This is a genomic window from Acinetobacter sp. NCu2D-2 (assembly GCF_001647675.1).
Taxonomy (GTDB): Bacteria; Pseudomonadota; Gammaproteobacteria; order Pseudomonadales; family Moraxellaceae; genus Acinetobacter.
The window spans coordinates 13,070-37,455 of the sequence record NZ_CP015594.1; the positions used below are offsets into that span (position 1 = coordinate 13,070).

23 protein-coding genes are annotated in these 24,386 nt (G+C 40.8%); 15 read left to right on the plus strand and 8 right to left on the minus strand.

Features of this window, described 5'->3' with window-relative positions:
* Positions 1 to 6: 6 nt before the first annotated feature.
* The gene (locus A3K93_RS00060) at positions 7 to 1,218 is read right to left on the minus strand and encodes a GGDEF domain-containing protein (protein ID WP_067727816.1); all 1,212 of its coding nucleotides are present in this window, start codon (positions 1,216 to 1,218) and stop codon (positions 7 to 9) included.
* A 232-nt stretch (positions 1,219 to 1,450) separates the two neighbouring features.
* Positions 1,451 to 2,356, minus strand: coding sequence for an alpha/beta hydrolase (locus tag A3K93_RS00065; protein WP_067727817.1), 906 nt, complete (start codon positions 2,354 to 2,356; stop codon positions 1,451 to 1,453).
* Positions 2,357 to 2,513: 157 nt separating this feature from the next.
* On the opposite strand from A3K93_RS00065, the gene A3K93_RS00070 reads away from it, so the two are divergent.
* Positions 2,514 to 2,951, plus strand: a complete 438-nt coding sequence (locus A3K93_RS00070; protein ID WP_067727819.1) for a DUF2147 domain-containing protein — start codon at positions 2,514 to 2,516, stop codon at positions 2,949 to 2,951.
* A 90-nt stretch (positions 2,952 to 3,041) separates the two neighbouring features.
* On the opposite strand, the gene A3K93_RS00075 is transcribed toward A3K93_RS00070, so the two are convergent.
* Positions 3,042 to 3,392 (minus strand): Spx/MgsR family RNA polymerase-binding regulatory protein, encoded by a 351-nt coding sequence (locus tag A3K93_RS00075; protein ID WP_067727821.1) that lies wholly within the window; start codon positions 3,390 to 3,392, stop codon positions 3,042 to 3,044.
* Between the two features lie 374 nt (positions 3,393 to 3,766).
* Positions 3,767 to 4,585: an exodeoxyribonuclease III gene (locus tag A3K93_RS00080; protein ID WP_067727822.1), complete on the minus strand. Its 819-nt coding sequence runs from the start codon at positions 4,583 to 4,585 to the stop codon at positions 3,767 to 3,769.
* A 40-nt stretch (positions 4,586 to 4,625) separates the two neighbouring features.
* On the opposite strand from A3K93_RS00080, the gene pyrE reads away from it, so the two are divergent.
* The 3 genes from pyrE (at position 4,626) to A3K93_RS00095 (ending at position 6,694) form a co-directional block, all read left to right on the plus strand.
* The gene (gene pyrE, locus A3K93_RS00085; RefSeq protein ID WP_067727823.1) at positions 4,626 to 5,276 is read left to right on the plus strand and encodes an orotate phosphoribosyltransferase; all 651 of its coding nucleotides are present in this window, start codon (positions 4,626 to 4,628) and stop codon (positions 5,274 to 5,276) included.
* Between the two features lie 74 nt (positions 5,277 to 5,350).
* Positions 5,351 to 6,142: a hypothetical protein gene (locus A3K93_RS00090; protein WP_067727826.1), complete on the plus strand. Its 792-nt coding sequence runs from the start codon at positions 5,351 to 5,353 to the stop codon at positions 6,140 to 6,142.
* A gap of 180 nt (positions 6,143 to 6,322) precedes the next feature.
* The gene (locus tag A3K93_RS00095) at positions 6,323 to 6,694 is read left to right on the plus strand and encodes a hypothetical protein (protein ID WP_067727828.1); all 372 of its coding nucleotides are present in this window, start codon (positions 6,323 to 6,325) and stop codon (positions 6,692 to 6,694) included.
* A 69-nt stretch (positions 6,695 to 6,763) separates the two neighbouring features.
* Here the strand turns inward: A3K93_RS00095 and A3K93_RS00100 are convergent, their stop codons facing one another.
* The 3 genes from A3K93_RS00100 to A3K93_RS00110 form a co-directional block, all read right to left on the minus strand.
* Positions 6,764 to 6,973: a cold-shock protein gene (locus A3K93_RS00100; protein ID WP_067727831.1), complete on the minus strand. Its 210-nt coding sequence runs from the start codon at positions 6,971 to 6,973 to the stop codon at positions 6,764 to 6,766.
* 308 nt (positions 6,974 to 7,281) lie between these two features.
* A complete protein-coding gene (locus A3K93_RS00105) occupies positions 7,282 to 7,488 on the minus strand; it encodes a DUF3565 domain-containing protein (protein WP_067727833.1) in 207 nt (68 codons plus the stop codon).
* Between the two features lie 112 nt (positions 7,489 to 7,600).
* Positions 7,601 to 8,215: an NAD(P)-dependent oxidoreductase gene (locus tag A3K93_RS00110; protein WP_067727834.1), complete on the minus strand. Its 615-nt coding sequence runs from the start codon at positions 8,213 to 8,215 to the stop codon at positions 7,601 to 7,603.
* A 451-nt stretch (positions 8,216 to 8,666) separates the two neighbouring features.
* On the opposite strand from A3K93_RS00110, the gene gshB reads away from it, so the two are divergent.
* From gshB to lpxC, 8 genes are all read left to right on the plus strand, one after another.
* A complete protein-coding gene (gshB, locus tag A3K93_RS00115; RefSeq protein ID WP_067727835.1) occupies positions 8,667 to 9,611 on the plus strand; it encodes a glutathione synthase in 945 nt (314 codons plus the stop codon).
* 283 nt (positions 9,612 to 9,894) lie between these two features.
* Positions 9,895 to 10,992, plus strand: coding sequence for an undecaprenyldiphospho-muramoylpentapeptide beta-N-acetylglucosaminyltransferase (gene murG / locus A3K93_RS00120; protein ID WP_067727838.1), 1,098 nt, complete (start codon positions 9,895 to 9,897; stop codon positions 10,990 to 10,992).
* A 12-nt stretch (positions 10,993 to 11,004) separates the two neighbouring features.
* Positions 11,005 to 12,453, plus strand: a complete 1,449-nt coding sequence (gene murC, locus A3K93_RS00125; RefSeq protein ID WP_067727840.1) for a UDP-N-acetylmuramate--L-alanine ligase — start codon at positions 11,005 to 11,007, stop codon at positions 12,451 to 12,453.
* 55 nt (positions 12,454 to 12,508) lie between these two features.
* Entirely contained in the window at positions 12,509 to 13,438 is a 930-nt protein-coding gene (locus tag A3K93_RS00130) for a D-alanine--D-alanine ligase (protein ID WP_067727842.1), read from the plus strand.
* Positions 13,439 to 13,441: 3 nt separating this feature from the next.
* Positions 13,442 to 14,296 (plus strand): cell division protein FtsQ/DivIB, encoded by an 855-nt coding sequence (locus A3K93_RS00135; protein WP_067727843.1) that lies wholly within the window; start codon positions 13,442 to 13,444, stop codon positions 14,294 to 14,296.
* Between the two features lie 68 nt (positions 14,297 to 14,364).
* On the plus strand, positions 14,365 to 15,627 hold the full coding sequence (gene ftsA, locus A3K93_RS00140) for a cell division protein FtsA (protein WP_067727845.1): 1,263 nt from the start codon (positions 14,365 to 14,367) through the stop codon (positions 15,625 to 15,627).
* A gap of 160 nt (positions 15,628 to 15,787) precedes the next feature.
* On the plus strand, positions 15,788 to 16,981 hold the full coding sequence (gene ftsZ, locus A3K93_RS00145; RefSeq protein WP_067727847.1) for a cell division protein FtsZ: 1,194 nt from the start codon (positions 15,788 to 15,790) through the stop codon (positions 16,979 to 16,981).
* 126 nt (positions 16,982 to 17,107) lie between these two features.
* Positions 17,108 to 18,010 carry a UDP-3-O-acyl-N-acetylglucosamine deacetylase gene (gene lpxC, locus A3K93_RS00150; RefSeq protein WP_067727849.1) on the plus strand — a complete coding sequence of 301 codons (903 nt, stop codon included), beginning with the start codon at positions 17,108 to 17,110 and terminating at the stop codon, positions 18,008 to 18,010.
* 96 nt (positions 18,011 to 18,106) lie between these two features.
* On the opposite strand, the gene A3K93_RS00155 is transcribed toward lpxC, so the two are convergent.
* Positions 18,107 to 18,547, minus strand: coding sequence for a DciA family protein (locus A3K93_RS00155; protein ID WP_067727851.1), 441 nt, complete (start codon positions 18,545 to 18,547; stop codon positions 18,107 to 18,109).
* A gap of 105 nt (positions 18,548 to 18,652) precedes the next feature.
* Here A3K93_RS00155 and A3K93_RS00160 point away from each other — a divergent pair, with 105 nt between their 5' ends.
* From A3K93_RS00160 to A3K93_RS00170, 3 genes are all read left to right on the plus strand, one after another.
* Positions 18,653 to 19,336 carry a M23 family metallopeptidase gene (locus tag A3K93_RS00160; protein WP_067727853.1) on the plus strand — a complete coding sequence of 228 codons (684 nt, stop codon included), beginning with the start codon at positions 18,653 to 18,655 and terminating at the stop codon, positions 19,334 to 19,336.
* A gap of 326 nt (positions 19,337 to 19,662) precedes the next feature.
* Positions 19,663 to 22,362: a pyruvate dehydrogenase (acetyl-transferring), homodimeric type gene (gene aceE, locus A3K93_RS00165; RefSeq protein WP_067727855.1), complete on the plus strand. Its 2,700-nt coding sequence runs from the start codon at positions 19,663 to 19,665 to the stop codon at positions 22,360 to 22,362.
* A gap of 2 nt (positions 22,363 to 22,364) precedes the next feature.
* A complete protein-coding gene (locus A3K93_RS00170) occupies positions 22,365 to 24,338 on the plus strand; it encodes a 2-oxo acid dehydrogenase subunit E2 (protein ID WP_067727856.1) in 1,974 nt (657 codons plus the stop codon).
* The last annotated feature ends 48 nt before the right edge of the window (positions 24,339 to 24,386 follow it).

A 24,386-nucleotide genomic window follows, 5' to 3' on the forward strand; every position in this document is an offset into this window, starting at 1 on the left:
TTAATTTTAAACAGCGCGAATATGATCCATTTTTAAATGCGATTCTAATGAACTGTTATAAGATTTAACCAAGTTTCGACCACAGGCTTTGGCATAGTACAGCGCTTTATCTGCTTGGCTTAACAGTTGTTGTGGACGTAGATCAGGTTTTGAAATTGCGACGCCAAAACTCGCTGTCACAATAATCTTTTCACCTTCATCACTGAGCACATCAATCTGTTGAATTGCTTGACGGCAGCGCTCCGCGACTTGTTGCGCTTTTTCTAAAGTGGAATGGGTTAAGACTAAAATAAATTCTTCACCGCCAAAACGTCCCACAATATCGCTTTCACGGAGCTGTTCGCTCAAGACATTACTCACTTTAACGAGCGTTTCATCACCTTTGTGATGACCATAAAAGTCATTAATTTTTTTAAAATGATCGAGATCAAGCAAGACCAAAGCATATTCGTTTTTGCTGGTATGTTTTAAACGATCAAGACATTGATTGATGCTACGACGGTTAAATAAGTTGGTCAGCGGATCAATTTGGCTTAAGCGTTGAATTAGTTTTTCACGATGCCGCCATTGGCTCAGTAAAATTTCAAATAACATCATACAGACTGCCAAAATCGGCAGAATGAAATACAGCATTGAAATCAGCCAAAATCCATTAAAAAAGAACTTATCTTTAATGTTAAATAGCGGGGAATAAGGTAATTCACCGACAAAACTTAAATAACCACAGCTTCCCAAAAAGATGGAAGCAGGAACCAGCATGCTATACACCAAGCGGCGGTTAAATAGCACTAAACCGACAGTAAGCAAACACACATAGGCGATCATGGAAACAGGGCTGACAATCCCGACAATAAAAGCATCGCGGCATAAAGAAGATACGAACAGACCAATTGCCAAATAGGGAAGAAAAGATTCTACTTTTTTATTGCCTTGAAATTTATAACAAGGATAAATCAGTACAGCCAAACCTAACAAAAACATACTGTTCATACGTAGTTGGCTGTGAACCAAATCAATATTCACAAAGTTCCAATATTGAGGCTGCATAATCACAAATATATCCCATGCCAGCCAGCTCAGATGTATACCACAGCCAAGTGCGAGCATCAAAATACATTTTTTGAGTACACCCCAATTCATAATCACTTCTTCTTCAACCAAATACTTGGTGATTTTGTGTTTGAGCGCGTACTGCAATGTGGATGCAGAATCTTTCATAAAGTTGTATTAGCCTTGTATTCCACGCATTTATTTTTAAATGTTTGTTAAAGTTTGGTATGTTTATTGTTCATTAAGATAGCATGATTTTTAGAATTTTATAAGAGTTGATAATCAATTTCATTTGTAACTTATGCTTAAAAATAAATGAGTTATACGCCACAAAAAACAAAAATTATGCAATAAAAAGCCGTTTTTTATTCAGCGGTGATGAGGAAGAAAAAGCTTAATCTCAGTCAAGGCGATGTGCAAAATCAGCTAAATCACTTAATGAGCGTTTTGCTTCATCAAACCATGCATTAAACATTTGAAAGTTATGCCACATACCGGTGTAAAGCTTAAATTCCACTTTAACTTTCGCTTGTTCAGCTTTTTCTTTGAAACGCTGGGCATCATCTAACAAAATTTCTTTTGAACCTACCTGTATATGAATAGGGGGTAAACCTGCCAAATCTGCAAAATAAGGCGAAACCTCAGGATCATCACGTTGAATTGAAGAGGGAACATAATAATCAATGCCTGCTTCGAGTGCTTCAATCGAAAGCAAGGCATCATGTTTGCTGTTATAACGTAATGAAGGACTGCTCAGGGTTAAATCAAGAAATGGTGACATCAAAATTAAACCGCTGACTTGAGGGCGCTGCTGTTTTTGGATTTTAAGCGCTAAAGCCAAAGCTAAATTTGCACCACAAGAGTCACCCGACAAAATAATATCTTTAGCCAGTACACCTTGTGCCAGTAATGCCTCATAGACATCAAATAATGCATCGAGTGCGTCAGGGTAAGTCGATTCAGGCGAAAGCGGATAATCTACATGCAAAACCTGTATTTGTGTACGAGCTGCAATTTGGGTCAAAAATGCACGATGGGTATTCAGAGACCCTAAAAAGAAAGCACCACCGTGAATATGAAAAATCAGTTGAGTGGCTTCATCTTGAGGTTTAATTTCTTCAGCTTTCAAACCTGCAATTTTTAGCGGACGGATCTTTACATTTTTATCCTGAGGAAACAGTTTACAGAGCTGTTCTAAAGCAACACGCATCGCATTTGGAGGAAGGCTGAACTGGCTAGGGGTGCGAATTGTTGCCTTAAGAAAGCTTTCTGTAATTAATTGTTTTGTCATTGGGCTTATATTCATCTTCCTTCCATCTTTTTATGCTTGTATTGTGTTTGTAGATTATTTACCAACAATATTTACAAGGTTACACTAAATAGTCACAGGTAAAAATTGAAAAAGTGTTGTGACTTTTTAATACTACATTGGTCTACAGATCAGACTAGGGAAATTAACAAAAATGAAAAAAATAGCGCTCACATTAGGATTGTTAGGTTTAACTGCTTTCGCAAACGCAGCTGATCCTCTAAATGGCACTCTATGGAAAACAATCGACGACAAGACCAAGCAACCTAAGGCTATTGTAAAGTTCACTGAACAAAAGAACGGTACATTATCTGCAAGTATTCAAAAAGTCTTAACACCAGGTGAAGAGAACGCTTGTACTAAGTGTGAAGGTCCATTCCACAATAAATCGTTAAAAGGCCTAACGATTGTGAAAGGTCTTAAAAATACAGGTGGCACAAGCTACGATGGCGGTCAGATCCTAGATCCAACGTCTGGTAAAACCTACAAGCTTAAAGGTACTTTGGCTGATGGCGGTCAAAAACTAGAGTTACGTGGTTTCATTGGTGTTGCGGCATTGGGTCGTAACCAAACTTGGGTTCGTGCAAACTAATCCCAAAACAGATTCAAAAAAAGCCTGACTATGTCGGGCTTTTTTTATAAATGTATTTTCTTATAGAAGACGGCTGTGTGATTAAGCTTTTTAAGCTTGAATCTCACGAATCGCAGCTTCATCAAAACCTGCTAAAAAGCCTGTTGATGTCGCAATAATAGGGCGCTTAATTAAGCTGGTATGCGTGGTCAAGGCTTGAATAAGATTTGCTTCATTTTCAAGTGCTGTATTTTGCTCTTCGGGAGTGAGCTTACGCCAAGTGGTGCCTTTTTTATTCAGCACGACATCTTGTCCTAAGGCATCAAGCCATGTCTTTACGCTGTCGGCATCGATACCTTGTTTTTTATAGTCATGAAATTCATAACTCAAGCCAAGCTCATTCAATAAATCAAAAGCTTTCTTCATCGAGTTACAGTTTTTAATTCCATATACTTTCAGCATGTCTTCAACCTATCATGATGTTTTGATTTGGCTTCGAGCTTAGCGAATTTTGATACAGAGGACTATCTTTTTTCAGCGTGTATAAAAATGAAAAATAGAATGTCCAAATGTAGAAAACCCGCATTTAATCTTCCTGATCATGCGGGTCTCAACTTAACGTCCAGTGTCACATCCTTGAAAAACCAATTCATCTTGAGTCAGTTTTTATATTCATCCTACGGCGTCCTATCCTTTTGCTGTCATCCTGACATGTCCTTGTGCCGTGCGCCAATAATGCGCTGATCATGAAACGAAGAAAATCTACAAATACGTCATGTCATGTAAGCCATTTGCGGTAATTAAGTGAACATATGTTCACTTAAATTTACAGATGCTTACAGTTTGTAATCGATAATGACAGGGGCATGGTCACTAAACCATGTTTCTTTGTACACCCAAGCATTCACTGTACGATCTTTCCAGTCTGGAGAGCAAGCTTGGTAATCGATACGCCAACCGACGTTTTTAGCGCGGGCTTGACCGCGGTTCGACCACCATGAATACACTTCTGCATCTTTGCGGACTTCACGGAAAGTATCGACATAGCCCAGTTCATCATAAATATGATCCAGCCAAGCACGTTCATGTGGTAAACAGCCTGACGCTTTCTGATTGCCTGACCAGTTTTTAATATCAATGCGTTTATGCACGATGTTGTAGTCACCGCAGACAATTACCGATTTATCTTCATCACGCCATTGTTTTAAGATTTTCTTATATTCCTCTAAGAAGTGATCTTTACGGGCTTGCGCTTCATCACCTGAAGAACCTGAGGGTAGGTAAAGCGAACAGATATGTGCAGTTTTTTCTAAACCTAAATCAAACTCAGCCGAGATAAAACGACCTTGAGAATCGGCCAATTCAAAACCTAAACCATCGGTTACAGACACAAATGGTAAACGGCTATAAATGGCAGTGCCTGCATAGCCCGGTTTTTCAGCAGGAAACAGGTGCGTATACCAACCTTCAGGTTTAAATTTATCGGTCCATTGCTCATGGTTAATACGAGATTCTTGCATGCAGATGACATCGGCATCTGAAGTTGCCATCCAGTCAAAAATCCCTTTTTTTTCAGCGGAACGCAGACCATTTACGTTGATGGATACGACACGTAAAATTTTTTGATCACTTGGATAGCTACTCTTTGGTATCATGCTCAGGTTTAACCTCAAACTTAAAAAAATGGAGCACCTCATGACAGCGCAAGCGGCATTTAATCCACAAGCTTTTATCGAACTCGCATTATCACGTGGTGTGCTTAAATTTGGTGAGTTTACTTTAAAATCAGGTCGTGTGAGTCCTTATTTTTTTAATGCAGGTTTGCTCAATGATGGTGAAGCCTTGACTGGCTTGGCTTCTGGCTATGCAGCAAAATTAACTGAATGCGATAATGTAGAAGTGATTTTTGGCCCTGCGTATAAAGGGATCCCTTTTGTTGCTGCAACAGCTGTGGCGTTGTCACAAAATCATGGCGTGAGTGTACCTTGGGGCTTTAACCGTAAAGAAGCTAAAGATCACGGCGAGGGCGGTGTACTTGTAGGTGCTTCGGTTGAAGGTAAAAAAGTGTGGATCATTGATGATGTGATTACCGCAGGTACTGCGATTCGTGAAGTGGTGACCATTCTTAAAAATGCAGGCGCACAAATTGCGGGTGTATTGGTTGCACTAGACCGTCAAGAAAAAGGTCAAGGTGAATTGTCTGCGATTCAAGAAGTACAAAAAGAGTTAGAAATTCCAGTACATGCCTTAATTACCATGAAAGATTTGATGGATTACTTAGATGCCAAAGGTGATAAAGACGCTTTAGCGAAAATGGAAGCGTATCGTGTGAAGTATGGTATCTAATCCTTAATACAAAGTGTTGATTTTTAATAAAGCTCTATCCATGATAGGGCTTTATTTTTATACAAAAACAAGAAATGAATATAGATTGGAACTTATTAATTGCATGTTTTTCGGCTATTGCCGCAAGTACAGCATCGTTAGCAACTTTTTTAGGTTGGAAAGAAAATAGAGAACTTAGAAGAGCACAAACAGATCCTTTTATTGATGTGAAATTAGAATGTGTTGATCATCATATTCATTTTTTACGTCTTAAAATTACTAATATCGGGAAAGGTAGTGCATTTAACGTTAGGATCAAATTGTCTCCTCATTTTTCTTTAGACAAAGATTCTAAAAAAACTTCGACTGAAATTATTAATATCTTTAATAAATCAAGATTTATGGAAAAAGGAATTAATTATTTAAGTACATTTGACTTTAAGAATACAAACTATATAAGTTTGCTTGGAGGTACTCATGGAGTAAATATAGATAATTTTTTGCGAGTAATTATAATTGCCAAAGTTGAGTTCTATGATGTTAATAATAAAAAATTCTTTCGTGAATTTGAAATAGATGCTTCAGAAATGCAAGGCACTTATAAGCTAGGAAAAACTCTTGAAGAGGCTATTCCAAAAGCTCTAGATGGAATTCATAAGTCTCTAGGAAGTATAAGTAAGAATATTGCTAGTCAGACTAAATTCTTGAATAAAGATTCAAGCTCTGAGAAAACTCATTGGAATTACCATGAATTAAAACAAACATTAAAATATATGGAACATATAAAACATCGTAATAGAGAATTGGGTATTGAGACTGATGAAGATCTATTCAAAAAAATAGAACGTAGATTGTCTATCCATGAAATAAGAAAGCAGAATAAATAAAAAATGTATTTCGTGATACAGAGCAAATTTTAAGATTATCTCTTATTTTTAGTTCATCAGTTTTAGAAAAAAATTTAGATAAAATTTAATGTCCTAGTCCGATCTGAATATCTATTTCTTTATTTATCGGTATAATCAAGAAATTGAATAAATAATAATCAAAATAAGGGCTTAAGAAGAATGGATACATTAACGCGTTTTATCATTGAAGTTGTGATAGCCTTAGTGCTGAGTGGGGTCACAGTTTTTCTCATTACCTCGGTTTTAAGAGATCTTCTTGTCGATTTATGTGGTGACTTGATTCGCGCGAAATTTTGGGAGCGCTTTAGCATCATCATGTTATTCATTACACCATTGATGTTTGTTTTGTTCTTTGGTGTGTCATTCGATGCAGATGCTGCCGATCATACCGTTGTGAAACGTGCATTAGGCTGGAGCTTGTTTGGAATTTTCTGTGCCATTCTTGCAATGGCATTTCAAGTGTCTAAATTTATTCCTTCCGATAAAGTACCTTTGCTGAAACAAAAACCGTTCTCGGATAGTGAATATTAAAAATCAATCCTCAATAATTTTAGATATAAAAAAAAGCCCCTGAGGGGCTTTTTTTGATTACCGTTCGAATTAAAGAACAGTAATGTTTGTTGCGTTAGGGCCTTTTTGACCTTCAACTACAACGAAAGAAACTTTTTGACCTTCAGCCAATGTTTTGAAGCCAGAACCAGTAATTTCACGGAAATGAGCGAAAACGTCAGGGCCACCGTCTTGTTGAATGAAGCCAAAACCTTTAGTTTCGTTAAACCATTTCACTGTGCCAGTAACTGTATTAGACATATCTTAAACCTATAAAAATTTTAATAATTTTAGCCATGTAAATGACTATGGGTAACTTGAAAAAAGAGTCAGAATTGAAATAAAAATCTGAAAAAACGGAGGATTATAAATAAAACTGCGGTACTTTAAAGACGTTTAACGGAACAACACTTTTTTTCTAGTTAAAGATATCCTACACGAATTTCGCTCACTTGTAGTATTTAAATTGTGAAAATTGGCAACAAAATAGACGAAAATCAAAGAAAAGCAGATTCTTTAAGCTTAATTCATCATTCAGAAAGTATAAAAAAACTAATTTTTTAAATTGCTTATAGATTTTTTTGAAACTCAACTTCATCACATAACTTACAGTTGAGCTTTACACCAATTTTTTGTAGCCGACCTTGTTCGGTCATGACCCAAGGGCGATTTTGCCAGGGTGGCATATGTCGAACATGTTGATTATGCCCACAAGTAAGTTCAGCAACATAGTGCTGCTCATCATCTAAATGAAAGCCAATAATCGCTTGTTGCATCAGATGGATTCCTGATATTTAAATCATTAGCATTGTAGTGATAAGCGCAACGCATTGTGAATTTAAGACACAAAAAAGGAAGCCAAAGCTTCCTCTCGTTAAGTACTGTGACTTAATAACCCACTGTAAAGCGCTCTTGAATATGATTGTTTTGCTCAAGCTCATCAGCCAGTGCAATGGCAAAGTCTTCGGTAGAAATTTTACTGCCTTCTTCACCGACGAGCAGCTCATCTTTACTCTTACGGAATTCACCTGTACGTTTACCTGGCCCAAATTCAGCTGAAGGCGAGATAAAGGTCCAATCCAGATCATCGACCTGCTTTAAAGCATCAAGGAAAGCAATGCCACCTTCTGCTTCTAATTTATATGCTTCAGGGAAATCTTCACTGTCAATTACACGTACATTGGGTTGATTTGGCATAGTTAAACTACCCGCACCACCGACCACAACATAACGTTTCACTTTGGATTCACGTATCGCATTAATTAAGGCATTGATATTAAGTCCTTGGAAACGTACTGCGCTAATCACAGCATCTTGTCCTTTGAGTTCGTTCACCAAAGCCTCTTGATCATTCAGGTCAACGTCTGCTGTCAGAACACGTGAGGTCTCTGCAACTTTACTGGTATTACGTGCAATTGCTTTGACAAAATGTCCACGCGAAACCAATTCTTCCAAGATACGTGAGCCTGCCATACCTGTTGCACCAATTAAAGCAATCTTCATAAAGTCCTCTTTTAAAATTGACGAAACACCATAAAAAATCGAGTGTTTAAGACATCTGCAACAATTAAAACAGCAGATGACAAAGAAAGTCTTGATTCACTATAGAGGGTGATTCGGCTTCATGTGTTGAAGAATGATGGGTGTCTTAGTGAGGTTTAATGGCTTTTGTATGGAAAACTTTATAGACGCGAAAATTGTGTAAAGATTCCGTGTAATACAGTTTTAAGAAGTAATCTCTAGAGAGGGAGAGTAATTGAGGATTTTCCTGTAGCTATTTGATGCTTTCAATCTGCTTAATTCTAGAGTTATTGAGCTGTATTAAATGGGATGCATATCAAGATAAAATACTTAAACACAAGATTGCATACATAGACATGCAAAATCAGAATAAACAAAAGAATAATCTCGGCTATACTCATTCTCAAATTTATTTTTGAAAGAGCACAGAGACATGCGCGTACTTGTTGTGATGGATCCCATCGAAAATGTAAACCTGAAAAAAGATTCTTCTATGGCGATGCTGTGGGCAGCAGCGCGTCGTGGTCATGAATTGGGTTATGCATTACAGCAAGACCTGTATATTGACAAAGGTAAGGCTTTTGGTTTGATCTCACCCTTAAAAGTGTTTGAAGACTATAACCATTACTATGAGCTTGGTGAAAAACAAAAAGAACCAATTGCAGCTTATGATGTTGTGCTTATGCGTAAAGACCCTCCGTTCGATATGAACTTTGTCTATACCACGTATATTTTGGAACAGGCAGAGCGAGAAGGGGCATGGATTATCAATAAACCACAAAGCCTACGTGACTGTAATGAAAAACTCTTTGCGACACAGTTCCCTGAACTCCAAGTACCTACTTTGGTGACTTCACAAGATTCCCTGATTCGTGAGTTTATTCAAGAACATCAAGATGTAATTGTAAAACCACTTGATGGCATGGGCGGTATGGGGATTTTCCGTTTAACGGCAGATGGTGCAAACATTGGCTCGACGATTGAAATGTTAACCGGCAATGGTGCAGCACCGATTATGGCACAGCGTTATATCCCTGAAATTGTCGATGGCGATAAGCGTATTTTGATGATTAATGGTGAACCTGTACCGTATTGCTTGGCACGTATTCCTCAAAATGGTGAAACTCGCGGTAATTTGGCAGCAGGCGGTCGTGGTGAAGCGCGTCCATTAACTGAAAATGACAAGAAAATTGCAGCAAAAGTAGGTCCATTTTTACGTGAAAAAGGTTTGGTTTTTGTCGGACTGGATGTGATTGGTAATTATGTGACTGAAATTAATGTCACAAGCCCAACCTGTATCCGTGAAATTGACAATCAATTTGGAACTTCAATTGCGGATGATTTATTTGATGTGCTTGAAGCAGGTTTAAAAGCTTAATTCGTGCTGCTATTTTAAAAAGCCCATTCGTGGGCTTTTTTTACTTTTAAGTCAATTTTAACCATGCGGAATTTAACTGACTGAGGTACATAGACACGACAAATTTATATGAATTATTATGGATTAATAATAAATCTAGTTTAAACTCGAAATTCGTATGAAAAAAACAATGAAACGCTCAGTGAAAAAAAGTAAATAAACTTTCATGGCTATGCGTTTGTGATTACAATTGCTAGCTTAAATCAAATTTCCTTTTCCATTTATAGAATTGAAGAATTAGACCGTGACCGACGCTCAGCAAAAACAGCCTAAACATGTCATGATGATGGCCGCAGGTACCGGTGGACACGTATTCCCAGCCCTCGCCGTTGCCAAAGAATTACAACAACAAGGGATTGATGTGTCTTGGCTTGCAACGCCAGCAGGCATGGAAAATCGTCTACTTAAAAATCACAATATTTCAATTTATCAAATTGATATTCAAGGCGTACGTGGCAATGGTTTTGTCCGTAAAGCTCTTGCGCCATTTAAAATTTTAAAAGCCACAATCAGCGCTATGCGCTACATGAAACAATTAAAAGTCGATGCTGTTGCAGGTTTCGGTGGATATGTTGCAGGGCCGGGTGGCTTGGCTGCACGTATTTTGGGTATTCCAGTGATTATCCATGAACAAAATGCCGTGGCTGGCTTTACCAATACCCAATTGTCACGTGTTGCAAAAACCGTTTGTCAGGCATTTCCAAATACATTCCCTGCAAGCGATAAAATAGTCACTACAGGGAACCCTGTACGTCAGGAAATTACCGCGATTTTAAATCCGTCTTGGCGTTACCAAGAGCGTGAAAAAGCGGGCGAAGCCTTACGTGTATTTATTGTTGGTGGTTCACTCGGTGCGCAAGCATTAAATGAATGTGTACCGGAAGCATTGAAACAGCTGAATGTTCCACTGAATGTTTATCATCAATCAGGTCAAAACCATGCCGACACTACGCGTGCCCGTTATGCAGATGCACCTGAGCATTTAAAGGTTGAAGTACAGCCTTTTATTGAAGATATGGCACAGGCCTATAGTGATGCAGATCTCGTGATTTGCCGTGCAGGTGCGCTGACTGTGACTGAAATTGCGACTGCGGGCGTAGCGGCAATTTTTGTGCCGTTACCAAGTGCGGTGGATGATCACCAAACAGCAAATGCCAAGTTCCTTGCCAACATCAATGCTGCAAAAATTTGTCCGCAAGCAACCATGACCCCAGACAGTTTAAAAGCTTTGTTAGAACCGTTGTTAAATCGTCAGCTATTACAAGAAATGGCTGTGAAAGCACGTCAACAGGCTCAACCGAATGCAACCCAACATGTGGTTCGTTTAATTCAAGAATTGTAATCCGAGTAAATTATGTCTCCATCAACACCAGCTGACCAAGCTAAAAAATTAATTAAAGTGCCTGAAATGCGCCGTATCAAACACATCCACTTTATTGGGATTGGTGGTGCGGGAATGTGCGGTATTGCTGAAGTGTTGAAAAACCAAGGCTATCAAGTTTCGGGTTCAGACATTAAAGCCTCTAAAACCACTGCACAGCTTGAAGAAAATGGCATTCAGGTCTATATCGGCCATGCTGCTGAAAACATTCAAGGCGCTAACGTAATTGTGGTATCGACTGCAATTGATTCAGAAAACCCTGAAATCAAAGCAGCGATTGAAACACGTACTCCTGTGGTACGTCGTGCAGAAATGCTCGGTGAACTTATGCGTTACCGTCATGGTATTGCAGTAGCAGGGACGCATGGTAAAACTACAACCACCAGTCTTGTGACTTGTATGTTGGCGGAAGAAAACCTTGATCCGACTTATGTGATTGGTGGTTTGCTGAATCGTACCGGTGTGAATGCTGCACTTGGTGCGAGCCGTTATATCGTGGCAGAAGCAGATGAATCGGATGCATCTTTTTTACATTTGCAACCGATGGCAACCATCGTGACCAATATTGATGCTGACCATATGGATACTTATGGCGGTAGCTTTGATGTTCTTAAAGATACGTTCGTACAATTCTTACAAAAACTTCCATTCTACGGCTTAGCGGTTATGTGTGGTGATGATGCCAATATTCGCGAAATTATGCCGCGTATTGGTCGTCCTGTCGTAACTTATGGTTTTAACGAAGACAACGATATTCGTGCCGTAGATGTTGAACAAGATGGTATGCGTTCGCACTTTACTGTACTACGTAAAGATCGTGAGCCACTTCGTGTCACCATTAATATGCCAGGTGCCCATAACATCCTGAACTCATTGGCTGCAATTGGTATTGCGACGGATGAAGGCGTTTCTGATGCAGCGATTTGCCGTGCATTAGAAGGCTTTAGTGGTGTGGGGCGTCGTTTCCAAGTGCAAGGTCAATTTGACGTGGAAGGCGGTGATGTGAAGTTGGTGGATGACTATGGTCACCATCCAAAAGAAGTGGAAGCGACCATCAAAGCGGCACGTCAAAGTCATCCTGACCGTCGTTTAGTGATGATGTTCCAACCGCACCGTTTTACCCGTACACGTGATTGCTTCGATGACTTCGTAGATGTGCTATCTCAAGTTGATCAATTGTTGCTTCTTGAAGTTTATCCTGCGGGTGAAAAACCGATTGTAGGCGCAGATAGCCGTGCCTTAGCGCGTAGCATTCGTTTACGTGGCAAAGTTGATCCGATTCTTATCGATCCGGTTGAAGGTAACTTAAGCAACGTGATGCAAAACGTACTGCAAGCAAATGACTTGTTATTAACGCAAGGCGCAGGTAATGTGGGTGCAATTTCAATTGAACTTGCGCAAAATCACTTATTTGTAAAATAGTCACCAAGTGTGGCTGGATTGATTGACCAGATTTAAAAAGTTTAAGGATATAAACGTGTCAAATGCTTCAAAATTCGGAAAAGTTGCCGTATTGCTAGGTGGTAAATCTGCAGAGCGTGAGGTTTCTCTAGACAGTGGTAAGGCCGTACTTGAGGCATTGTTACGCTCGGGCGTGAATGCTGAAGGCTTTGACCCAGAGCAGCGTAGTGTCACTGAGCTGGTCGGCTATGACCGTGCATTTATTGTATTGCATGGTCGTGGCGGTGAAGATGGTCAAATCCAAGGCACACTTGAATGGCTCAACATTCCGTACACAGGTACAGGTGTGCAGGGTTCAGCAATTGGTATGGATAAGGTGAAAACCAAACAAGTTTGGCAAGGTTCAGAGTTGCCAACAGCGCCTTATCGCATTGTGACTAAAGATTCTAATTTACAAGAAATTGTCGATTCAATTGGTCTGCCATTTATTATTAAACCTGTGCATGAAGGCTCAAGCATCGGGATGAGCAAAGTCGAGAAAATGGAAGACTTTGCGGATGCGATTGCAAAAGCAACTGTCCATGATGCGGTAGTGATGGCAGAAAAATGGATTACAGGTCGTGAATTTACCATCGTGATTTTAAATGGGCAGGCACTTCCTGTGATTCGTTTACAACCACCTGAAGATGTTGCTTTCTACGATTACGAAGCAAAATACAACCGCAATGATGTGCAGTATGGCATTCCATGTGGTTTAAATGCAGAAGAAGAAAAAGAGCTTCAAACGCTTTGCTTACGTGCATTCCAAGCCGTAGGTGCAAGTGGTTGGGGACGCATTGATGCCATGCAAGACGAACATGGTAATTTCTGGTTGCTTGAAGTCAATACCGTACCAGGCATGACCAGTCACTCGCTTGTTCCAAAAGCTGCGGCAGAGGTTGGTTATAGTTTTGATGAATTGTGTGTTGCGATTTTAGAGCAAACGTTGTCAGAGACGGCTCACTAAATTATGGCTCAACTCCCGGCATCGATGCGGCGTAAACGTGCTGCGATCACTTCAATTCACGATAAGCCACCAACACGTAAAGAAAAGCTTGCCAATATTGGTGGCTGGCTGATCTTTGTGGTTGCTTTAGTGGTATTGGCAGCCGGAATATTTGGTCTGTATAAGGTCATGACCGATACAGAAATTGCGCAGCTTGATGTGGTGGGTATCCCATCGCAAGCTGAACAAAAAACTGTATTGCAGCATGTCTCACCGATCATGACCCATAACTACTTTACTTCGGATTTAAGAGCCATCCGAGACAAAGCCTTAGAATTGTCTTGGGTAGACCGTGTGGTGGTATCGCGTGCTTGGCCAAATGCGATTCGTATTCGAGTTATGCCACATCAACCGATTGCACGTTGGGGGACAGGTCGCTTACTCAGTGATAGCGGTGAAATTTTCACTGAAGTGATGCCTAAAGATCATCAAAGTTTACCTTTGCTTCATGGTCCATCGACGCATGCGAAAGCCATGATGCGCCAATACAACGAGATTAATCAGTTGTTTTTACCGCACGGTATACGTCTTAAAGAACTTTATTTAACAGATCGTATGACTTGGTTTATGCAATTTGATTCAGGTCTTCGCGTTATTGTTGACCAAGATCAAACCATGAGCAAACTTCAACGCTTAAGTCATCTGTCCTATAGCGATTTAAAGCCAGTTTGGTCTAAAATTTCGTCAATAGACTTGCGTTATCGAAATGGGCTTGCAATTCAATGGAAGAATTCAATTCCACCTAAAATAGTGAATGGCCATTTTATTGTAACGAGTGATGACACTGCTGTTGAGAATAAAGTAACACTAAAGCCATAATGACCGGCTTTAAAAATTAGAGGCAATTAAAGCCATAACCTAAACACACGTAATGGTAGTAGTAGATAATGAATGAAGCTGTTCCCTCAGTTGTTGCGATTGACATTGGGACACACAAAGTTTCAGTTTTGATTGGTAAGGTACATGGGCCTGACAATATCCAAGTCATCGGAATGGCCACCGCTCGTAACCGAGGCATGAATAAAGGGAAAATTGTTAGTCTCGATAAAGTCATTACCGCGATTAAAAATGCCGTGCAAGAAGCAGAAGACATGGCGGAATGTCGAGTTCACTCCGCGTGGATTTCCATTCCAACGGCAGAAATGAAAAGTTTCTATGCATCAGGTCGAACCCCAATTGCTAATCCTGAGCAGACAATTACTACCAGTGAAGTGGTGCGTGCATTAGAGCTTGCTAAAGCAAGCCATTTGACTCCAGACCATTACTTAGTTAGCGCAGTACCACTGGGTTTTGAATTAGATGATTCACCTGAGTGGGTGCTTAATCCGATTCGTATGTCTGCGCATAGCATGACAGGGCATTACCACCTGATGATGCTACCCATCAGTACTATGCAAAATATTGATCGTGCCTTAAAAGGTGCCAATATCGGTGTGGAAAGAATGGTGGTGTCATCATTGGCAACTGCTGAAGCTAGCCTGCTCAAAGATGAAAAAGAGTATGGTGTATGCTTGGTGGATATTGGTGCAGGTACAACCAATGTGGCAGTTTACGTGGAAGGACGTTTGGCACTGACTAAAACCTTCCAGCGTGGTGGTGAGCATGTAACACGTGATATCGCAGCCGTGTTGCAAACCACAACCGAAGAAGCTGAACGTATTAAATTGCTTTATGGTTGTGTCGATCTGAAGGTAGTGAAACCTGATCACATGATTCAATTCCAAGGGATTGATGGTCCACAAACGATTAGTCGCATTGAATTGACCGAAATTATTATTGCGCGCTATAGCGAAATTTTAGGTCTGGTTCGTGAAGAACTTGAGCAAAGCGGCGCGATGAATGGTTTATACCATGGTGTGGTTTTAACAGGTGATGCGAGCCATATCGAAGGTATGGTCAGCTATGTACGTCGCAGTCTAGGTGTTTCTGCCCATTTGGGTAATCCGCCTGTGCAAGTGACTGCAGATGACGAACACATCGCAGCTTTACGTCGTTCACAATATGCAACTGCTGCTGGTTTGCTGATGTTTAGCCAAAGCGATACACAGGACACGATTGTTGAAACAGAAGAAGATGACAAATTATCTTTTGCTCAACGCGTGAAACGTGCATGGTCTGGCTTTAATGACACATTAAAATCAATTTTTTAGTCGACAATTCTTGTGAATATTGTTGATAAGTTGTACTGAAGAATGCTTTGACTTGACAATACCCCCTGTTGAGCAGCATCCTTAAAAACAATTTTATTAAGATCAAGGCAGTATACGGGCTTAAGTGACTGCCAATTATGAATTAGGAATATTACAGGTCATGGCCTCATTTGAATTTTTTGAAGATGATCAAAGCGATAGCAATGGTCAAGCCCGTTTCACTGTTTTCGGTGTAGGTGGTGCGGGTGGTAATGCTGTGCAACATATGTTGCAGTCAGACATTAAAGGTGTGAAGTTTGTTTGTGCCAATACAGATAAACAAGCACTGGATCGCATGGAATCTGAATTTAAAATCCAACTTGGTGAACAATGTACACGTGGGTTGGGTGCTGGTGCAAACCCTCAAGTCGGTCAAGCTGCCGCAGAAGAAAGCCGTGAATTCATCCGTCAGCAACTTGAAGGCACAGATATGGTCTTCGTTACTGCTGGTATGGGCGGTGGTACAGGTACAGGTGCTGCACCAGTTGTTGCTGAAATTGCCAAAGAAATGGGCATTTTGACTGTAGGCGTGGTGACTACACCATTCAATTTTGAAGGTAAACGCCGTCTTCAATCTGCTGAAAAAGGTATTGAAGCGCTTGAGCAGCATGTTGACTCATTGATTATTATCCCGAACCAACGCTTGTTAAAAGTGTTCCGTGATATCTCAATGAAAGATGCCTACAAAAAAGCAGATGATGTTCTACTCAATGCAGTACGTAGTATCTTTGATCTTGTGGTTCGCCCTGGTCACATCAACCTTGATTTCGCCGATTTGAAAACTGCCATGAGTACACGTGGTTATGCCATGATGGGTGTTGGTTCAGGTCGTGGTGAGAGCCGTGCGCGTCAAGCGGCGGAACAAGCGATCCGTAGCCCATTGCTTGATAACGTGACCATCATGAATGCGAAAGGCATCTTGATTAACGTTACTGGTGGCGATGATGTCACCTTCGGTGAAATTGAAGAAATCACTGATGTTGTGAACCAAATTGTTGACCTTGATGAAGGTCAAGTATTCTACGGTACCGTATTCGATCCTGATGCGCGTGATGAAATTAGCGTGACTGTGATTGCAACAGGTTTAACCCGTAATTCAGCAGATTCTGCAGATGTTAAACCACGTGCTAATGCACAAGTTGCGCGTCCGACTGCAGCTACTCAAACTGCGGTAGACGATGATGACGTTCCTGCAATTCAACGCCAGCAAACTGAAGCGGGTGCAGTGAACACCACCACAACATCTTCAGTTTCTAGCCCACGTCCTACGCCAATGAGCATTCAAGATTATCTTAAAAATCAACAGCGTAAGTAATATGTAACATAATGTGTTTACATTGTGGCAACAGAAAAGGTGGCTTATAAGCCACCTTTTTATTTTTTATCAATGGCTAAATATGCTAACGTATAGCGGTTTTTATTGGTGATAGATGAATAACGTATGTTGAAACAGCGTACCCTGAAACGTGTCGTGAAAGCGAGCGGTATCGGTTTACATAGTGGTCAAAAGGTTTTGATTAACTTTGTGCCGCATCATATTGATGGGGGAATTGTGTTTCGACGTATCGATTTAAATCCGCCTGTTGATATCCCAGCTAATGCGATGCTGATTCAAGAAGCATTCATGTGTTCGAATCTCGTTCAAGATGATGCCAAAGTGGGTACAGTTGAACATGTGATGAGTGCAATCGCAGGACTCGGGATTGATAACTTAATTATTGAAGTATCAGCCTCTGAAGTACCGATCATGGATGGCAGTGCAGGTCCATTTATCTATTTACTGATGCAAGGTGGTTTACAAGAACAAGAAGCTGCCAAGAAATTTATTCGTATTAAAAAACCAGTAGAAGCTTTGATTGATGATAAGCGCGCGATTTTTAGCCCGCATGAAGGTTTTCAGCTGAATTTCACTATCGACTTTGATCATCCCGCATTTAAAAAAGAATACCAGTCTGCATCCATAGATTTCTCGACTGAAACTTTTGTATATGAAGTTAGTGAAGCACGTACTTTTGGTTTTATGAAAGACTTAGATTATCTAAAAGCGCATAACTTAGCGTTAGGTGCAAGTCTTGAAAATGCCATTGGTGTTGATGAAACAGGCGTGGTCAATGAAGAAGGTTTACGCTTCTCCGATGAATTTGTTCGCCACAAAATTTTAGATGCTGTAGGTGATTTATATTTATTGGGTCACCAAATTATTGCCAAATTTGATGGTTATAAATCGGGTCACGCTTTAAATAATCAGTTACTTCGCAATGTTAAAAGTGACCCAGAGAGCTACGAAATTGTAACATTTGATGACGTTGTAAATTGTCCGATTAGTTACGTAACTGTGAGTTAAGTCCTTTATTTTTGGTCATCAGATTTTTAACACAAATTGAAAACGTGATTTGTATCACATTAAAATTTTTGTAATCAACAGGTTCTGGTAAGCAAATTACTTTTTATTGCTTGCCAAACGTAGCAAGGCTTGGCTAAGCTTAGGATCGTTTATAAAGTCAGCAGCACTACGAAGTAATTCTTTTGTTTCTGGACTTAATACTCTTTCGGTTTTTGTAACAACAGGTTTTGATTGAGGTGGATTTCTTAAACAAACCTGAATTTTACATAAATCGCTTAATTCTTGAATTTGAGAGAGTTGTGAAATGTATTGCTTTTGAAGATAAGCCAACTGAGAAATCATGGCTTGGTTTTCACCAGTAATCGTTAACACACCACTTTGATAGCACACCACTTGCCATTGCTCTGGTTGGGGCAATAAAGGTTGGATGCGTTTTGTAAGTTTCTGCCAGGCAGCAACTTGTGAAGAGAGAAACGAAAAGTTTCCTGTTTTTAAGTGTTTTCTTGTTTGTTGAAAGACGTTAACAGGTTCAGACATTCATCGCTACTCCATGATTGTGTCTTAATCTTATGCGGTCCTTTCAGTAGATATCAAGGAAGAGATCACCAAGGGACTCGATTAAAACAGTTTAGTGAGGTTTTTATGCATATGCGACGTATTCTGTTGGCATTTTCTTTTGCGGCTTCTGCTGCTTCGGTAGCATTCGCAGATCTAGTGGAACTAGATCAAGATCAAGGCTCAACAGATCGTATTGAGCAATTAACACGCACTTTAGCTCAAGGTGCATATACACATCCTGAAGATATCGATATTCCAGCTCAAACCAAACTTGATGTTCAACTTCGCGAAAAACCTGTTGAGTTAAACAATCAAACCATCGAACAAAAATATGGTAAATCTAAATCACTCAGTGCGCGTGCATCTAGTCCATATTCTTGGTTGGTCGAACACCCTTTACCAAGTGCACGTGTAAGTTCTAACTTTGGTGGTCGTACTATGGGTGGCCGTGCTGAAAATCATTCAGGTTTAGATCTGGCTGCACCAAGTGGTACACCAATTTACGCGACAGGTCCTGGTATTGTGACTAAATCAGGTTGGGGTACAGGATATGGTCAATATGTTGAAATTAACCATGGTAATGGCTATTTAACACGCTATGCGCATGCATCACGTTTGATTGCCCGTGTAGGTGATCAGGTGAAAGCAGGTCAACACATTGCGAATGTAGGTTGTACAGGTCGTTGTACCGGTCCTCACTTGCATTATGAAGTGGTAAAAGATGGTCAACGTAAAAACCCATCGACTTATTTAGCAATGCTGCCATAATAGGCTACAAAGACCCAACACGGTTACTGTTTTAACTATACTTAAAAAAATAGATAAAAAGCGATAATAACGAAGTCTTCTTTTTAAATGAAGATTAATGTTGTTGTCGCTTTTTTTATGCATGTTAAATCGAATATCTTTCTTATTTTTGCGCTTTAATTTCTAAAATTGACTTAAAACCCATGATTTGTGTAAAAAATAGTCAATACATATTTATTTGCTGAATATTAGTTCAATTCTCTATTCATTTGCGACCATAACTGCGACCGCACAAAATGTGTTACATATACACCCCATAATTATTAGGCATGAAATATAGGTGAAATATGGCGTTTTATGGTGATACCGACGCACAAGAAACCCAAGAATGGCAAGAAGCGTTTGATTCAGTATTGCAACATATGGGCACGGAACGTGCTGCTTTTCTACTCGAAAAGCTGTATCAACAAGCAATCGCCAAACATGTTCCCATTCAGCGTCTAAATACTCCTTATCTCAATACCATTTCTGTTGACGAACAACCTGCAATGCCAGGCGACCAAGATATGGAACGTCGTATCCGTGCCCTCATTCGTTGGAATGCGTTAGCGATGGTACTTCGTGCAAACAAAACAGGTGATGACTTAGGTGGTCACTTGGCAAGTTTTGCTTCATCGGCAACCCTTTATGATGTGGGCTTTAACCACTTCTTCCGTGCCAACAGCGATCACTTTGGTGGTGACCTAATTTATTATCAAGGTCACTGTGCACCGGGGATTTACGCACGTTCATTCCTTGAAGGTCGTTTAACAGAAGAACATTTAAATAACTTCCGCCGTGAAGTGGCAGGTAAAGGTTTACCGTCATACCCACATCCTTACTTAATGCCGGATTATTGGCAGTTCCCAACGGTTTCTATGGGTCTTGGTCCGATCATGTCGATTTACCAAGCACACATTCAAAAATATTTAATGAACCGTGGCTTAATCAAAGAAGAAGATCGTAAAGTTTGGGCATATCTTGGTGATGGTGAGATGGATGAGCCTGAAAGTACAGGTGCAATTTCACTCGCAGGTCGTGAAAAGCTCGATAACCTCATTTGGGTCGTAAACTGTAACTTACAGCGTCTCGATGGTCCGGTCCGGGGTAACGGTAAAATCATTCAAGAATTAGAATCTTTATTCCGTGGCGCAGGCTGGCGCGTGATTAAAGTGGTTTGGGGTCGTCATTGGGATCCACTCCTTGCCAAAGATGAATCAGGTGCACTTAAAGCAGTCATGGAAGAAGCAGTTGATGGTGATTATCAACGTTACCAAGTAAAAGGTGGTGCTTACACACGTGCACACTTCTTTGGTAAATATCCTGAAGCTGAAGAATTAGTAAAAGGCTTAAGCGATGAAGATATTGATAATCTCAATCGTGGTGGTCACGACCCTTACAAAGTCTATGCAGCCTATGCAGAAGCAATGAAATCGACAGGTCAACCAACGGTAATCTTGGCAAAAACAGTCAAAGGTTATGGTTTGTCTGAAGAAATTGAAGCGGTGAATAAAACCCACCAAATCAAAAAGATGCAGCTTGAATCGCTGAAATATGTACGTAACCGTTTCAACTTGCCATTTACTGATGAGCAACTTGAAGAAGTACCGTTCTATCGTCCAAGCGAGAACTCGCCTGAAATTAAATACATGAAGGCACGTCGTGAGGCCTTGGGTGGTTACCTACCTGCACGTCGTAAGGAAAGTGAACAACTCGCGATTCCTGAACTTTCAGTGTTTGATGCAGTACTCAAAGGTTCAAACGGTAAAGAGCAATCGACCACGATGGTGATGGTGCGTTTGATCTCTGCACTGTTAAAAGAGAAAGCGATTAAAGATCGCGTTGTACCAATCGTACCAGACGAAGCACGTACCTTTGGTTTAGAAGGTATGTTCCGTCAACTCGGTATTTATGCTGCGCATGGTCAAAAATATACCCCTGAAGACCAAGAACAATTGATGCATTACCGTGAAGCAAAAGACGGTCATATGCTGCAAGAAGGGATTAACGAAGCCGGTGCGATGAGTGCATGGGCAGCCTTGGCTACCAGTTATTCAACTAATAACTTGCCAATGATTCCGATGTACATGTACTACTCAATGTTTGGTTTCCAGCGTATCGGTGATATTGCGTGGGCTGCGGGTGATGCACAGGCACAGGGTTTCTTATTGGGTGCAACTGCAGGTCGTACCACATTGAACGGTGAAGGTTTACAGCACCAAGATGGTCACTCACACATCCTTGCAAACACAATTCCAAACTGTATCTCTTATGATCCATGTTTTGGTTATGAGCTAGCGGTCATCGTACATGACGGTTTAAAACGTATGTATGTGAACCAAGAGCGCGTGTTCTATTACTTAACCGTAATGAACGAAAACTACGAACATCCTGCAATTCCTGCCAATGCAGAAGAAGGCATTAAACGCGGTTTGTATTTACTTGAAGAAGACGCCAAAGCAACGGTTCAATTGATGGGTTCTGGTGTGATTCTGCGTGAAGTGATCAAAGCAGCGCAAATCCTCCGTGATGAATACCAAATTCATTCAAACGTGTGGAGTGCAACAAGCTTCAACGAATTGGCACGTGATGGTATGGCGGTTGAAGAATATAACCGTTTACACCCAATGAGCAATGCCAAAGAATCTTGGGTATCTCAGCAACTACGTGGCACTAAGGGTATCGTAGTATCAGCAACTGATCATATGCGTGCTTATAGCGAACAGATTCGTGCATATCTTCCAGACAACCGTCCATTCGTTGCCCTAGGTACTGATGGTTATGGTCGCTCTGATACACGTGCCAACTTACGTAGCTACTTTGGTGTCGATGCAGCGCACATTGTTGTTGCAACCTTGAAGAAATTAGCTGATGAAGGTGAAGTTGATCCACGTTTAGTGAAAGATGCGATCTCTACGTTCGAACTTGATACAGATCGTCCTGTAGCTTGGGCGCCACAAGCGACTCCAGAAGTACACGCTGTTGCTGACTACAAAGAGGAGAACTAATCATGCAAATTACGACTCCTGATATTGGTGTAGATAAAGCAACAGTTGCGGAAATCTTAGTAAAAGTCGGTGATGCGATTGCTGTTGATGACAGTATTGTGTTGCTTGAATCTGATAAAGCCTCTGTTGAAGTACCAAGTACTTCAGCAGGGGTCGTTAAAAGTATTGCAGTTAATTTAGGTGATGAAGTTGCCGAAGGCGCAGTATTGATTGAGCTTGAAGCTGAAGGGCAGGCTGCAGCAGCACCTGCTGTTGAAGAAGTCAAAGCTGAAGAAAAGCCCGCACCTGTCGCTGAAACAAAAACAGAAGCACCACAAGCTGCTTCTACTGTAGCTAGCTCGCAAGTGATTGATGTTCAAGTCCCTGATATTGGGGTTGAAAAAGCAGTGGTTGCGGAACTTCTTGTTGCTGTAGGCGATGAGATTTCAGTCGATGACAGCCTTGTGCTATTAGAATCGGATAAAGCCTCTGTTGAAGTCCCAAGTACCGTTGCAGGTACTGTTGAAGCGATTGCAATTGCAGTCGGTGATACGGTCAAAGAAGGCGTTGTGATTCTCAAAGTGAAAACTGCAGGAACAGCACCATCTGCAGCGAGTGCAGAACCTGCACCTACTACTTCGGCACCTGTAGCGGAAGTACCAAAAGCAGATGCAGCGTCTCAGGTAACGGCTACACCAGCGGGTAAAGTTGAAATTGCGGTGCCTGATTTGGGCGTGGATAAAGCAGCCGTGGCTGAAATCTTGGTTGCAGTTGGTGACAAGGTTGAAAAAGACCAAAGCATCATTGTGGTTGAATCTGACAAAGCAACGGTTGAAGTACCAAGCACAGCAACAGGCATGATCACTGCGATTCATGTTGAACTCGGTCAAAACGTCTCTGAAGGTGTTGCTTTACTTACCATTGAAGCAGAAGGACAAGCTGCTCCAGTTCAACCTGCAGCGTCAACACCAGCACCGGCAAAAGCCGAATCAACTCAAACAGCATCGGCGCCTGTTAAAGCAACTGAAACCCCTTCAGTCCCATCTACTTCAGCAGATAAACTGACTAAAGCGCAAAATGCAGCAAATGCCAAAGTCTATGCAGGTCCTGCGGTACGTAAATTGGCACGCGAGTTAGGTGTTGTCTTGGCAGAAGTGAAAGCTTCTGGTCCACATGCGCGCTTAATGAAAGAAGACTTGTTTGCTTATGTAAAAACACGTCTGACTGCACCGCAAGCAGCACCTGTGGCTGCAGCAGCGCCACAAGTCGTAGGCTTACCAAAACTACCAAGTTTCGATGCTTTTGGTGGTGTGGAAGAAAAAGCATTGACGCGTTTACAACAAGTGTCAATTCCTCAGTTGTCTTTAAACAACTATATCCCGCAAGTCACTCAGTTTGATTTAGCGGATATCACTGAGCTTGAAGCATGGCGTAATGATTTAAAAGCGAACTTCAAAAAAGAAGGCATTAGCTTAACCATCATGGCATTTATCATTAAAGCGGTGGCGTATTTACTCAAAGAAGAGCGTGAGTTTGCAGGTCACTTGTCTGATGATGGTAAATCTGTACTGTTACGTAATGAAATTCATATGGGTATTGCGGTTGCAACACCAGATGGCTTAACTGTACCTGTACTGCGTAACCCAGATCAAAAATCAATTAAGCAAATTGCGATTGAACTCGGTGAACTCGGTCAAAAAGCACGTGATAAGAAACTTTCTCCGAAAGATCTTCAAGGTGCAAACTTTACGATTTCAAGTTTAGGTGCGATTGGCGGAACCGCATTTACGCCACTCGTGAATTGGCCACAAGTGGCGATTTTGGGTATTTCGCCTGCAACGATGCAACCGGTATGGAATGGTGAAGGCTTTGATCCACGTTTGATGTTGCCATTGTCATTGTCTTACGACCACCGTGTGATTAATGGTGCAGATGCGGCACGCTTTACCAATAAATTGACGAAATTGCTGAAAGATATTCGTACTTTGTTAATTTAGATTAAATGCGCTCTCTTTTCTCTTGCGCTTCATTGATCCATATTTCAA

Bases quoted from the DNA above. Each gene is read 5' to 3' on its own strand.
- A3K93_RS00090 (WP_067727826.1), top strand. From the start codon at position 5,351: ATGAATATAGATTGGAACTTATTAATTGCATGTTTTTCGGCTATTGCC.
- A3K93_RS00100 (WP_067727831.1), bottom strand. From the start codon at position 6,973: ATGTCTAATACAGTTACTGGCACAGTGAAATGGTTTAACGAAACTAAA.
- gshB (WP_067727835.1), top strand. From the start codon at position 8,667: ATGCGCGTACTTGTTGTGATGGATCCCATCGAAAATGTAAACCTGAAA.
- A3K93_RS00170 (WP_067727856.1), top strand. From the start codon at position 22,365: ATGCAAATTACGACTCCTGATATTGGTGTAGATAAAGCAACAGTTGCG.
- aceE (WP_067727855.1), top strand. From the start codon at position 19,663: ATGGCGTTTTATGGTGATACCGACGCACAAGAAACCCAAGAATGGCAA.
- pyrE (WP_067727823.1), top strand. From the start codon at position 4,626: ATGACAGCGCAAGCGGCATTTAATCCACAAGCTTTTATCGAACTCGCA.
- lpxC (WP_067727849.1), top strand. From the start codon at position 17,108: ATGTTGAAACAGCGTACCCTGAAACGTGTCGTGAAAGCGAGCGGTATC.
- A3K93_RS00155 (WP_067727851.1), bottom strand. From the start codon at position 18,547: ATGTCTGAACCTGTTAACGTCTTTCAACAAACAAGAAAACACTTAAAA.
- A3K93_RS00135 (WP_067727843.1), top strand. From the start codon at position 13,442: ATGGCTCAACTCCCGGCATCGATGCGGCGTAAACGTGCTGCGATCACT.
- ftsA (WP_067727845.1), top strand. From the start codon at position 14,365: ATGAATGAAGCTGTTCCCTCAGTTGTTGCGATTGACATTGGGACACAC.
- A3K93_RS00080 (WP_067727822.1), bottom strand. From the start codon at position 4,585: ATGATACCAAAGAGTAGCTATCCAAGTGATCAAAAAATTTTACGTGTC.
- A3K93_RS00110 (WP_067727834.1), bottom strand. From the start codon at position 8,215: ATGAAGATTGCTTTAATTGGTGCAACAGGTATGGCAGGCTCACGTATC.
- murC (WP_067727840.1), top strand. From the start codon at position 11,005: ATGTCTCCATCAACACCAGCTGACCAAGCTAAAAAATTAATTAAAGTG.
- ftsZ (WP_067727847.1), top strand. From the start codon at position 15,788: ATGGCCTCATTTGAATTTTTTGAAGATGATCAAAGCGATAGCAATGGT.
- A3K93_RS00095 (WP_067727828.1), top strand. From the start codon at position 6,323: ATGGATACATTAACGCGTTTTATCATTGAAGTTGTGATAGCCTTAGTG.
- A3K93_RS00070 (WP_067727819.1), top strand. From the start codon at position 2,514: ATGAAAAAAATAGCGCTCACATTAGGATTGTTAGGTTTAACTGCTTTC.
- A3K93_RS00160 (WP_067727853.1), top strand. From the start codon at position 18,653: ATGCATATGCGACGTATTCTGTTGGCATTTTCTTTTGCGGCTTCTGCT.
- A3K93_RS00075 (WP_067727821.1), bottom strand. From the start codon at position 3,392: ATGCTGAAAGTATATGGAATTAAAAACTGTAACTCGATGAAGAAAGCT.
- A3K93_RS00060 (WP_067727816.1), bottom strand. From the start codon at position 1,218: ATGAAAGATTCTGCATCCACATTGCAGTACGCGCTCAAACACAAAATC.
- A3K93_RS00105 (WP_067727833.1), bottom strand. From the start codon at position 7,488: ATGCAACAAGCGATTATTGGCTTTCATTTAGATGATGAGCAGCACTAT.
- A3K93_RS00065 (WP_067727817.1), bottom strand. From the start codon at position 2,356: ATGAATATAAGCCCAATGACAAAACAATTAATTACAGAAAGCTTTCTT.